An 11801-nucleotide genomic window follows, 5' to 3' on the forward strand; every position below is an offset into this window, starting at 1 on the left:
CGTGACCGGTTTCGTCGTGGAGGGTTTCGGACGACGCATGGGTGTGCGGTCGTCGTTGAGCGCGTTGTTCGCCGGTATCGGACGCCGCGTCGACGTCCATCTCCTCGCCGCCGGCGCGGCTCTGCATCCCGAGGCTCCACCGCTGGGTCTGCCGCTCGAGACAGCAAGAACGGCAGGGTCCGACAGTCGCTTGAGGTGACACCATGGGTTCTCGGCGTCGAGGGTCGGCGCCGACGAACCGATGAGGACGACCCCAATGCGTGAAACACCGGACGAACTCCGCGGACTCCAGACGCTCCTCGACGAGTCCCTGTCTCGCTCGACGGACCATCTACGGTCGATCATCAGCAGCGAGAACACCGTCGACGCAGCACGATTGACCGAGATCCTGACCGGCATGCGGGTGCTGGCACTCTCGACGGTGACGGCGTCGGGGGAGCCGAGGATCAGCGCGGTCGACGGGCATTTCCTCCACGGTAAGTGGGTCTTCGGGACAGCGCGCACCGCGGCGAAGGCCCGACACCTCGCCGCCCGCCCCGCCGCCAGCGTCGCGCACATCCAGGGCGAGGAACTCGGGGTCTTCACGCACGGGACCGTCGAGATCCTGAATCCGCTGGACGGTCCTCGCGCAGATGACTGGCCCGAGCTGGTGGCGCACTTCAAGACGATCTACGGCGACGACGCCTTCGACTGGGACACCGAGGTCGTCTACTTCAGATTGCACCCGCACTGGATGACGGTGTTCGCCCCAAACCAACCCCGTTGACTGTGCGTCTAATTCTGTCGACTGTGCGTCGTATTCCGTTGACCGTGCGTCGCCATTCGTCGACTGTGCGTCGCGATTGATCGAGTGTGCGTTCGAGCCTTCCACTGCGCGAGCGGATCAGGCTCGACTACCTCGGATCGGTGGCGAGTCGACGAGCGCGACGCACAGTCGACGGGATTGAGTGCACAGTCGATGGTTCTGGGCGCACGGTCGACGAGATCGGGCGCACAGTCGACGGGATTGAGTGCACAGTCGATGGTTCTGGGCGCACGATCGACGAGATCGGACGCACGGTCGACGGTCAGTCCACCGGGACGATGAAACCCTCGTCCTTGAGCCAGTCGTAGGCGACGTCGGCGGGGTCGGCACCGTCGATGTCGATGAGCCCGTTGAGCTCCTGCATCAACTCGTCGGTGAGCTTTGCCGACACCGGCGCCATCAGTTCGGCGATCTCCGGGTTGGCCTCGTTGACGCCGGTGCCCACCACGAGGCATCCGCTGTAGGGGAGGAAGAACTTCTTGTCGTCCTCCAGGACGACGAGATCGAGGTTCTTGATCCGGCCGTCAGTGGAGTAGACCATGCCGAAATTGCAGGGTTCGCTCCGCGCGGTCGAGGTGTAGACCACGCCGGAGTCCATGGTGGTCACATTGCCCTTGGGTACTCCGCCGGGCGCGTCGAGCGGAATGTCGTAGGCCTTCAGCATCGGGATGAACCCGTCAGCGCGCGAGAGGAACTCGTCGTTGATGCAGAAGGTGCGCTCGGACTCGGGCAGCTTGGCGATGTCGGACATCTTGCTGACGTTCAGTCGCTTGGCGGTCGGCGACGACGCGGCGAAGGCGTAGGTGTTGTTGAACGACGAGGGTGGCAGCCACTCGACCCCGTTGGCGCGTTCGGCGTCGCGGACCCGCTCATACAGCTGCTGTGGGTCGGCGATGGTCTCGGTCTCACCGAGGTAGGTCTGCCACGCGGTACCGGTGTATTCCCAGACGATGTCGGCGTCGCCGTTGAGGACCGCCTGACGTGAGGACATCGAACCCGGCGCGTTGGTCAGGTCGTCGACGTCGGCTCCGGCGGCGGCGAGATAGGTCGCGGTGATCTTGCCCAGCAGGACCTGTTCGGTGAAGTTCTTCGACGTGACCGCGACCGACGTCCCCTCGAGCGGACGTTCGCCGCCGGGTAGGGACGCAGGTCGGAACGTTCCGGACGAACTGACCAACCCGCACGCCGACAGGATCATCACCAGGGCTGCCGATGAAGCCAGGACCGCCAGTACACGCGAGCGGGTCGTACTCGACCGGCGCCGGGAGCGTAGCGAGCGGGCCGTACTCGACCGTGTCATCATGCGATCCCTCGTGGTGTGGCGGCGAGTTCGACGAGGCGTCCGAGCCAGTCGATCGTCATGGCGAGCAGGGCGACCAGGATCGCGCCCGACACCAGCAGCTTGGGCAGGAACAGGGTGATTCCGGTGGTGATGAGCGTGCCCAAGCTGTTCGCGCCGATGAACGTGCTGAGTGTCGCGGTTCCGACGAGGATGACCAGTGCGGTGCGCACACCGTTGAGGATGACCGGCACGGCCAGGGGGAGCTCGACCTGGACGAGGGTGCGGACGGCGGACAGGCCGATGCCGCGGGAGGCCTCGACCGTCCGCTGATCGACCTGTCGCAGACCGACGATGGTGTTCTGCAGGATCGGGAGCACCGCGTAGACGACCAGACCGACGACGGCGGTGTTGAAGCCGGTACCGAGCCAGAATGTGAACAGCACCAGGAGCCCGATGGCCGGTGCGGCCTGACCGATGTTGGCGATGTTGATCGCGATGGGGTTGAGCCACTTCAGCGACGGCCGGGTGAGCGCGATGCCCAGCGGGATCGCGATCAGGACGACGATCACCGTGGCGACCAGCGTGAGTTGGATGTGGTCGAGAATGGTGGCACGTAGTGCGGGCCACGACATCGACGCGCTCTCGGTGGTGGTCAACGCGGTGTTCGCGTACCAGATGACGAAGCCGACGCCGACGACCACGATCACGAGCGGTTCGAACCACACATCGATGGGGATGCGGGCGAGTCGGCGACGGAAACCGTTCGGGACCGATTCCGGCGCAGGCGGTTTCGCGGTCTCGGTGAGTCGCGCCTCCTCGGCGATGAAGCCCGTCACCGGTCGGCGCTCGTCTCGGGCGTGCCCACCGGAGCGGCGCCGGCGGCGTGTTCCAGACCGGGTTCTTCGTCCGCCGCGACGACCGGGGTCTCGACGGGAGCCGATCCGTCGGCGTGATCGAGGTAGCCGCCCTGATCGTCGTCGTCCCGCACGGTCGCGAGCTGTCCTCGGATCGCCTCCATGACCGACGCAATGTTCAGCGCTCCGACGACCGCGCCCCGCCCGTCGGTGACGAGGACGCCGCCCTGGCTGGTGGCGAGCATGGAGTCCAGGGCGTCGTTCAGCGTCGACGATTTGGCGACCACGGGGAGCCGGTGGTCGAGGTAGTCGGAGATCTCCGGCTTGGCGCGGATCTCCTCCACCGACGGCCATGCGCGCGGACGGTCGTGCTGATCGACCACGGCGACCCAGTCCTCACCGGCTGCCTTGGCGCGGCTCACCACGGCGCCGGACGGCTCCCCGACGCGAGCGGTGATCACCTGTCGGACGTCGACATCGCGGACGCGGGTGAGGGTGAGGTGGGCGAGTGTCGCACCGGATCCCACGAACTCCTCGACGAAGGGGCTCGCCGGGTTGGCCAGGATCTCCTCCGGGGGAGCGAACTGCTCGATGTGGCCGCCCTCGGAGAGGATCAGCACCTTGTCGCCGAGCTTGGTCGCCTCCTCGAAGTCGTGGGTGACGATGACGATGGTCTTGGCCAGCTCATGCTGGATCGCGATCAGCTTGTCCTGCAGGCGGGCTCGGGTGATGGGGTCGACGGCGCCGAAGGGCTCGTCCATCAGCAGGACCGGCGGGTCCGCGGCGAGTGCGCGTGCCACGCCGACACGTTGCTGCTGACCGCCCGACATGTCCTTGGGTAGACGGTCGGCGAACGTCGCCGCGTCCAGGCCGACGAGGTCGAGTAGATACTCGGTGCGTTCGTCTATTCGCTTCTTGTCCCACTTGAGGATTCGCGGGATGGCGCCGATGTTCTTGCTCACCGACCAGTGCGGGAACAGGCCGCCGGACTGGATGACGTAGCCGATCGACTGGCGCAGCTTGTCCGGGTTCTCCGCGGTGACGTCGCGGCCGCCGATGTAGATCCGCCCCTCGGTGGGCTCGATGAGGCGGTTGATCATCTTCAGCGTCGTCGTCTTGCCACATCCGGACGGACCGACGAAGGCGACTATGTCACCGGCGTCGATCTCCAGGTCGAGACGCGAGACGGCCGGCGTGGAGGTTCCGCGGTAGCGCTTCGCCACACCGTCGAGCCGGATGGACTCGCCGGTGACGTTGCGGTTGTTGCCGTTCGGCGCGGACGTGGTGGCGGAGTCGGTCATGAGAGTCCCTTGGAGATGGTGAGGCGGCCGAGCAGAACCAGGAGAGCGTCGAAGACGAGGGCGATGATGACGATGAGAATCGTTCCGGCGAGCGCCATCTCGAGAGCGTTGGCGCCGCCGAGGCGGGACAGGCCGTTGAAGATCAGTGATCCCAGGCCGGGGCCGAGAACGTAGGCGACGATCGCGGCGACTCCGACGATCATCTGTGTCGACACGCGAATGCCGGTCAGGATCACCGGCCAGGCGATCGGCAACTCGACGGTGAGCAGGATCCGCCACCTCGAAAGTCCGATGCCGCGGGCGGATTCGACGACGGAGGGTGGGACGGATCTCAATCCGACCACCGCGTTACCGATGACGGGCAGCGTGGCGAAGAAGGCGAGCATCAGAAACGACGGCGTCACACCGAGTCCGAAGGGCACGATCAGCAATGCGAGAAGGGCCAGTGACGGAATGGTCAGTGCCACACGGCTCGACGTCAGTGTCAGCGCGCTCGCCAGTGGGAGTCGATAGACGACGGCGGCGATGACGATGGCCGCGGCCGTGCCGACGAGCACTGTCTGGAACGACAGCGACGCGTGTTGATAGGTCAGAAAAGTGAGTGATCGTGCGTTCTCACTGAGGTAATCCCACAATTGCACTGTCGGTGTCCCATCCCCGGCGCTCCCGCCCCCGGTGTCTGGATCGACATTACGCAGGGTTCGCACCAGACGCCGACATTTGGACCGATCCATTGTGACTTCGACGCCGACTGAGCCGAACTCTCAGGTCACGGTGTCATCCTGGTGGGGTGAGTGACAGTGCGGTGAGTGACAGTGCGGCGACCACGACGGAGACCGAACACGACGACCGGGCACAACTCGACGATGCCGTGCGGTCCTGGACCCGGGTCGTCGCCTGGGTGCTGAGCGTCGGGGGTGCCATCGGTTTCGTGGCGTCCTTCGTGCTCACCGTCGAGCGATTCGAGCTGGCCGCTGACCCGGATTACGTGCCCTCGTGCAACTTCAATCCGGTGTTGAGCTGCGGCTCGGTGATGGCCGAACCGCAGGCCGCGCTGTTCGGGTTCCCCAATCCGCTGCTCGGTATCGCCGGTTTCGCCGTGGCGATCACCACCGGCGTCGCCGTATTGGCCGGAGCGCGCCTCGCCGGCTGGTACTGGGCGGGACTGCAGGTCGGTGTGACCGCCGCCCTGGTGTTCATCTCGTGGCTGATCTACTCGAGTCTCTACTCGATCGGCGCGCTGTGCCCCTACTGCATGGTGGTGTGGGCGGTGACCCTGCCGATCTTCGTGTTCGTCAGTGTTCGCAACGCCCACGCGAGCGGTCTGACGTCGAGGTCGCGTGTCGCGCTGCTGGTCGCGCGAAACCACGCCCCGATCCTGGTCCTGGCGGTCGGCGTGGTCGTCGTGCTGATCGCGGTGAGGTTTTGGTCGTACTGGTCGAGCCTGTACTGACCCTCCGGTCGTGCGGTAGGTGTCGGGTGGATGTCGATCCGTTCGTGATCCCGGCTGTCGACCCCTACCCTGAGCACATGGCGATCGGACGTCCTTCGGAAGGTTCGGCCGAGGTGCAGCGCGCACCCCGGGCGCGGATGACCGGCGCCCAGCGGCGGCTACAGCTCATCGAGGTGGCGCGCGGTCTGTTCGCCGAACGCGGTTTCGAGGGCACCTCCATCGAGGAGATCGCCCAACGCGCGGGGGTCTCGAAGCCCATCGTGTACGAGCACTTCGGCGGCAAGGAAGGTCTGTACGCGGTCGTCGTCGACCGTGAGATGGAGACCCTGCTCGAGATGGTCACCTCGTCGCTGTCGAAGAATCGCTCGCTCTACCGCATCCAGCAGGTCGCGCTCGCCTTGTTGACGTACATGGAGGAGCGCACCGACGGATTCCGCATCCTCGTGCGCGGTGACAGCACGGCGGGCACGAGCGACACCGCGACCTATTCGAGCCTGCTCAACGACGCGATCAGCCAGGTCGAGCACATCCTGGCCGGCGATTTCGAGCGGCGCGGCTTCGACCCGTCGCTCGCTCCGCTGTACGCCCAGGCGCTGGTCGGGATGGTGTCGGTCACCGCGCAGTGGTGGCTCGACGTGCGGGAGCCGTCGAAGGAGGTCGTGGCGGCTCATCTGGTCAACCTGTGTTGGAACGGCCTCACGCGACTCGATCCGGATCCGGCGCTGGTCGGACCCGACTACGTGGAGTCGCAGCGGCGCACGTCTGTCGACGACAACTGAGCCCTCAGTGGGTCGTCGGCCACAGATCCTTCTGCATGTAGATGCAGTCGATCCACTGGTCGGCCTTGTGGCCGATCGCGCGCAGGCGACCCACCTGCTCGAATCCGAACCGGGCGTGCAGGGCTGTCGAACCCTCGCCGCCGGTGGCCGCGATGACCGCCACGATCTGCCGGACGTTGGTGGTGTCCGCCCGCTCGAGCAGGCCCGACATGAGTGCCGACCCGATGCCGCGGCCGGCGTATCCGGGGCGGACGTAGATCGAGTCCTCGGTGGACAGGTCGTATGCGGGCATCCCGCGGAAGGTCCCCAGGTAGGCGTACCCGACGACGCGCTCGGCGCCGTCCTCGACGACGCGCGCCACGACGAACGGCCGCCCGGCCGCGGTGATCGCGGCGTGCTTGGCATGCCACTGGGACAGCGACGGGACGACGTAGTCGAAGGTCGCGACGGTGTGTTCGACGTAGTGCGCGTAGATCTCCGCCACCGCCGCGCAGTCGTCGATCGTCGCATCGCCCACAGCGACGCGGGACGCGTGTGCCTCGGGTGTCCGCTCGGTCATGCGCCTGAGGTTAGGACAACGGCGGCGCCGACGAGAACTCCTCATGACCGGGGGGAGCTCCCGAAAGCACGCCCCATAGAATCGGCGGAGTGTCATCGCTCCGTGCCCTGTCCGGTCTGGCTGCACTCGCGTGCTCGGACAAGTCCTTCGGCGAGGTCCACGCGCGCCGCGACGAGCGCACGCTCGACATCACCGCACCGGATGCGGCGCGGCCCTTCCTCGTCTCCTGCCTGACTTCTGCGGCCGATGCGCCGCTGCTTGTGGTCTCCGCGAACGGTCGCGAAGCCGACGATCTGACGGCCGAACTCGCCGAACTGCTCGACGACGCCGGCGCCGTCGTGCAGTTCCCGTCGTGGGAGACGCTCCCGCACGAGCGCCTCTCGCCGAGCGCGGACACCGTGGGCCAGCGACTCGCGGTGCTGCATCGCCTCGCCAACCCCGGTGACATGCCGCTGCGGGTGGTCGTGACCACCGTCCGTTCGCTCGTGCAGCCGATGGCGCCGGGACTCGGCAACGTCGCGACCGTGACGCTCCGCGAGGGCATCGAGATCGACTTCGACGCGCTGCTGGCGCAACTCGTCGAGATGGCCTACGAACGCGTCGACATGGTGGGGCGGCGCGGCGAGTTCGCCGTACGCGGCGGCATCCTCGACGTCTTCCCGACCACTGCCGACCACCCGGTACGGGTGGAGTTCTGGGGCGACGAGATCACCGAGATGCGCGCGTTCTCCGTGGCCGACCAGCGCAGCCAACCCGAGGTCGAGACCACCGAGGTCCGCATCCATCCCGGACGGGAGCTCCTGCTCACCCAGAAGGTCCGCGCACGCGCGGCCGATCTCGCGGCATCCGACCCCGGCGACGCGACGCTGGCCGAGATGCTGGGCAAACTCGCCGAGGGCATCCCCGTCGAGGGGATGGAGGCCTTGATCCCGGCGCTCGTCGACGGTGAGATGCAGCTGCTCACCGAGGTGGTTCCCGCAGGCACCCGCGTACTCATCCTCGATCCCGAGAAGGTGCGGACCCGTGCGTCGGATCTGTCGAAGACCGGCGCGGAGTTCCTCGAGGCGTCGTGGACCGCGGCCGCGATGGGTGCGCAGGCGCCGATCGACGGACGATCCGCGCAGGGGCTGGGCATCGATCTGCAGGCCAGTGCCTATCGGCCGCTCGACGAGGTCCGCACGACGACCCTCGCTGCCGGACGGCCGTGGTGGACGCTGAGTCCGCTGTCCACGGGCAGTGGCGACGAGCTCGAACTCGACCTCGCACCCGGCCCCGCGCCGCGAGGTGACGAGAAGGAGATCGCTGCCACTTTCGCGCAGTTGCGGGCCCACGTGTCCGACGACAAGACCGCGGCGATCGTGGTCGCGGGCAAGGGCACCGCGCAGCGCGTGGGCGAGCGGTTGTCCGAGGCGGAGGTGCCCCATGTGATCGCCGAGCCCGGGCATCGTCCGGCGCCGGGTGAGGTGACGGTGTTCTGCGCCCCGCTGCGCGCCGGGATCGTGTGCCCCGATGCCGGTCTCGTCGTGGTGGCCGAGGCCGACCTGACGGGCACCCGGGTGGCGAATGTCCGCGACGGGCGCAGACTTCCGGCCAAACGGCGCAACCAGGTCGATCCGCTCGCGCTCGCGGCGGGCGACCTCGTTGTGCACGATCAGCACGGGATCGGCCGGTTCGTGGAGATGATCGAGCGGACGGTCTCGGGCGCCCGCCGGGAGTACCTGGTGCTCGAGTACGCGTCGAGCAAGCGTGGTCAGCCCGCGGACCGCCTGTACGTCCCGATGGACGCGCTGGATCAGTTGTCGCGCTACGTCGGTGGCGAGCAACCGTCGTTGTCGAAGCTCGGCGGGTCGGACTGGCAGAACACCAAACGCAAGGCGCGCAAAGCTGTTCGCGAGATCGCGGGAGAGCTCGTCCAGCTCTACGCGGCACGTCATGCCGCTCCGGGGCATGCTTTCGGGCCCGACACCCCGTGGCAGCAGGAGATGGAGGACGCCTTCGACTTCACTGAGACGGTGGATCAGCTGACGGTCATCGCCGAGGTGAAGTCCGACATGGAGCGTGCGGTGCCGATGGACCGCGTCGTCGTCGGGGACGTGGGATACGGCAAGACCGAGATCGCGGTCCGTGCCGCGTTCAAGGCCGTGCAGGACGGTAAGCAGGTCGCCGTACTGGTCCCGACAACCATTCTCGCCCAACAGCATCTGCAGACCTTCACCGAGCGCATGAGCGGATTCCCGGTACGTGTGCGCGGTCTGTCGCGGTTCACCGACGTCAAGGAGTCCCGCGAGATCACCGAGGCGATGTCGAAGGGTGAGGTGGACATCGTCATCGGCACGCACCGGTTGTTGCAGACCGGCGTCGTGTGGAAGGACCTCGGACTCGTCATCGTCGACGAGGAGCAGCGATTCGGTGTGGAACACAAGGAACACATCAAGTCCCTGCGTACCCACGTCGATGTGCTGACCATGTCGGCGACCCCGATCCCGCGAACCCTGGAGATGTCGATGGCCGGCATCCGCGAGATGTCGACGATCCTCACCCCGCCCGAGGAGCGGCATCCGGTTCTGACCTATGTCGGCGCCTACGCCCCGAAGCAGGTCGCCGCCGCGATTCGCCGCGAACTGCTGCGCGACGGCCAGGTGTTCTACGTGCACAACCGCGTGTCGACCATCGACAAGACGGCCAAGGACATCGCCGCGATGGTGCCGGAGGCGAGAGTCGTTGTCGCGCACGGTCAGATGGGTGAGGACCAACTCGAACGCACGGTGGCGGGATTCTGGAACCGCGAGTACGACGTGCTGGTCTGTACGACGATCATCGAGACCGGCCTCGACATCTCCAATGCCAACACACTCATCGTCGACCGCGCCGAGAACCTGGGTCTGTCGCAGCTCCACCAGCTCCGCGGACGCGTCGGTCGTTCTCGCGAACGCGGGTACGCCTACCTGCTCTACAGCCCCGACCGGCCATTGACCGAGACCGCCTACGACCGGCTCGCGACGATCGCGCAGAACAACGAGCTCGGCGCGGGTATGGCGGTCGCCCTGAAGGATCTCGAACTGCGCGGCGCCGGGAACGTGCTGGGCGCCGAGCAATCCGGGCATGTGGCGGGCGTCGGATTCGACCTCTATGTCCGCCTCGTGGGGGAGGCCGTCGAGGCGTATCGCGCTGCGGCGGACGGGAAACCGGTGGAATCGCAGGAGACCGGCGAGGTGCGCATCGACCTACCGGTAGACGCGCACATCCCGGTCGAGTACGTCGATTCCGACCGACTGCGTCTCGAGGCATACCGCAAGCTTGCATCGGCCGTCGACGATGCCGCCGTCGATGCCGTCCTCGCCGAACTCAATGACCGTTACGGCCCTCCGCCGGTGGAGACCACGCGCCTGGCATCGATCGCCAGGCTGCGGTTGAGGTGCCGGGAGCGCGGCATCGCGGAGATCGGTCTGGCCGGTCAGGGCCTGAAGATCTCACCGTTGACGTTGCTCGACAGCGAACAGGTGCGCCTGCGCAGGCTCTACTCCGCGGCGACCTACCGTGCGACGACATCCGTGGTCACGCTGCCGATCCCGCGGACGGGTGGAGTGGGTTCGGCGCGTCTGCGTGACGACGAACTCATCGACTATGTGACGACCTTCCTCACTCAGCTCAAACCGGAGCCCGGGGCATGAGAGCCGCCCGAAGGCGCCGTCGACGGCCGGGCCGATGACGCTCCGTCGTCGCGATCGCTCCAGCGGGTGGGTTCCAGGGGTGCAGGATAGTTTGATCGAGGGCAAGCACGGGGGTAGCGAAAGGACGTACGACGAATGACGGTGGTGCTGCTCGACCCGGCACGGCCCGACCTGATCCCCATCCGTGCGCGCGGGATGCTCTCCGGACCGGTCAAGGTCACCGAGGACGTGCCCGCGTCGATGCTGTGGGAATTCGACCATGTCGTGCCCGTTTTCGACGACACCGATGATGGCCCCGAGTCGATTCTCGTCAGCACCGACCCCGACCACCCATTGGTCCGTGCGCGCGCCGACCGCGGCGAGGAGATCGTCGCCGCCCAGCCGGTCGCGGGAACAGCGCTTCTCGAGTCCGTGGCGCTGATGGACACGTTGCGCCGGAACGGGCCATGGGAGAGCACCCAGACGCACCACTCGCTGCGACGCTACCTGCTCGAAGAGGTCTACGAGCTCCTCGACGCCATCGAGGCAGGCGATCCCGTCGAGCTCCGCGAAGAGCTCGGAGACCTCTTGCTGCAGGTGCTGTTCCACGCGCGCATCGCCGCCGACGATCCGGACGCGCCGTTCGACATCGACGATGTCGCACGTAGTTTCACCGAGAAGGTGACCGGTCGTACTCCTGGCGTTCTCTCCGGCGCCCACTCGGATCTCGAGACACAGATCCGGGAGTGGGAGGAACGCAAAGCGGCGGAGAAGCGTCGCGGCTCGGTCCTCGATGGCGTCGCGACGACCCAGCCCGCACTCGCCCTGTTGCAGAAGGTGCTCGAGCGACTCACTGCCGCACACTATCCCGTCGACACTATCCCGGCGGAGACACTCACCGTGACGGTCACCGCCGGCGACGACAGTGTCGAGGCGCAGGCGCGCGACCGTGCGCTCGCGTTGATGTCCGACGTGCGGGCGGCGGAGAAGCGCGCGGCCGAGCTGGGTGTGACCCTCGACTCGCCCGAGGCGTGGGCCGGTGTCCTCGATGAGCAGCAGGCGCGACGAACCTCAGACGCATAGCGGCCAACTGTTTCGTGAACTCGGTCTCGGCGACC

11 protein-coding genes are annotated in these 11801 nt (G+C 67.0%); 6 read left to right on the forward strand and 5 right to left on the reverse strand.

The features are described 5' to 3' along the window. The first annotated feature begins 1 nt into the window (after position 1). Complete coding sequence (locus ACSUZC_RS07300) at positions 2-199, forward strand: hypothetical protein (RefSeq protein WP_439032187.1); 198 nt, start codon at positions 2-4, stop codon at positions 197-199. Between the two features lie 57 nt (positions 200-256). Next, complete coding sequence (locus tag ACSUZC_RS07305; RefSeq protein ID WP_439032188.1) at positions 257-766, forward strand: pyridoxamine 5'-phosphate oxidase family protein; 510 nt, start codon at positions 257-259, stop codon at positions 764-766. Between the two features lie 301 nt (positions 767-1067). On the opposite strand, the gene ACSUZC_RS07310 is transcribed toward ACSUZC_RS07305, so the two are convergent. The 4 genes from ACSUZC_RS07310 to ACSUZC_RS07325 form a co-directional block, all read right to left on the reverse strand. Further along, complete coding sequence (locus ACSUZC_RS07310; RefSeq protein ID WP_439033028.1) at positions 1068-2003, reverse strand: glycine betaine ABC transporter substrate-binding protein; 936 nt, start codon at positions 2001-2003, stop codon at positions 1068-1070. Positions 2004-2104: 101 nt separating this feature from the next. Then, positions 2105-2923, reverse strand: a complete 819-nt coding sequence (locus ACSUZC_RS07315) for an ABC transporter permease (protein WP_439032189.1) — start codon at positions 2921-2923, stop codon at positions 2105-2107. After that, a complete protein-coding gene (locus tag ACSUZC_RS07320; RefSeq protein WP_439032190.1) occupies positions 2920-4242 on the reverse strand; it encodes an ATP-binding cassette domain-containing protein in 1323 nt (440 codons plus the stop codon). The genes ACSUZC_RS07315 and ACSUZC_RS07320 overlap by 4 nt, the downstream gene beginning before the upstream one ends. After that, on the reverse strand, positions 4239-4883 hold the full coding sequence (locus ACSUZC_RS07325) for an ABC transporter permease (RefSeq protein ID WP_439032191.1): 645 nt from the start codon (positions 4881-4883) through the stop codon (positions 4239-4241). The genes ACSUZC_RS07320 and ACSUZC_RS07325 overlap by 4 nt, the downstream gene beginning before the upstream one ends. A gap of 149 nt (positions 4884-5032) precedes the next feature. Here ACSUZC_RS07325 and ACSUZC_RS07330 point away from each other — a divergent pair, with 149 nt between their 5' ends. Then, positions 5033-5695 carry a vitamin K epoxide reductase family protein gene (locus tag ACSUZC_RS07330; protein WP_439032192.1) on the forward strand — a complete coding sequence of 221 codons (663 nt, stop codon included), beginning with the start codon at positions 5033-5035 and terminating at the stop codon, positions 5693-5695. A gap of 77 nt (positions 5696-5772) precedes the next feature. After that, the gene (locus tag ACSUZC_RS07335; RefSeq protein WP_238422636.1) at positions 5773-6474 is read left to right on the forward strand and encodes a TetR/AcrR family transcriptional regulator; all 702 of its coding nucleotides are present in this window, start codon (positions 5773-5775) and stop codon (positions 6472-6474) included. 4 nt (positions 6475-6478) lie between these two features. On the opposite strand, the gene ACSUZC_RS07340 is transcribed toward ACSUZC_RS07335, so the two are convergent. Continuing rightward, positions 6479-7033, reverse strand: a complete 555-nt coding sequence (locus ACSUZC_RS07340) for a GNAT family N-acetyltransferase (protein WP_439032193.1) — start codon at positions 7031-7033, stop codon at positions 6479-6481. Between the two features lie 89 nt (positions 7034-7122). Here ACSUZC_RS07340 and mfd point away from each other — a divergent pair, with 89 nt between their 5' ends. Next, complete coding sequence (mfd, locus tag ACSUZC_RS07345) at positions 7123-10704, forward strand: transcription-repair coupling factor (protein WP_439032194.1); 3582 nt, start codon at positions 7123-7125, stop codon at positions 10702-10704. A 135-nt stretch (positions 10705-10839) separates the two neighbouring features. Beyond that, entirely contained in the window at positions 10840-11766 is a 927-nt protein-coding gene (locus ACSUZC_RS07350) for a MazG family protein (RefSeq protein WP_439032195.1), read from the forward strand. Positions 11767-11801 lie beyond the last annotated feature (35 nt).

The organism is Gordonia terrae (assembly GCF_051789125.1).
GTDB lineage: Bacteria > Actinomycetota > Actinomycetes > Mycobacteriales > Mycobacteriaceae > Gordonia > Gordonia terrae_A.

Coding starts and splice junctions, on each gene's coding strand:
- ACSUZC_RS07305 (WP_439032188.1), top strand. CDS start 257: ATGCGTGAAACACCGGACGAACTCCGCGGACTCCAGACGCTCCTCGAC.
- ACSUZC_RS07310 (WP_439033028.1), bottom strand. CDS start 2,003: ATGATCCTGTCGGCGTGCGGGTTGGTCAGTTCGTCCGGAACGTTCCGA.
- ACSUZC_RS07320 (WP_439032190.1), bottom strand. CDS start 4,242: ATGACCGACTCCGCCACCACGTCCGCGCCGAACGGCAACAACCGCAAC.
- ACSUZC_RS07335 (WP_238422636.1), top strand. CDS start 5,773: ATGGCGATCGGACGTCCTTCGGAAGGTTCGGCCGAGGTGCAGCGCGCA.
- ACSUZC_RS07340 (WP_439032193.1), bottom strand. CDS start 7,033: ATGACCGAGCGGACACCCGAGGCACACGCGTCCCGCGTCGCTGTGGGC.
- ACSUZC_RS07350 (WP_439032195.1), top strand. CDS start 10,840: ATGACGGTGGTGCTGCTCGACCCGGCACGGCCCGACCTGATCCCCATC.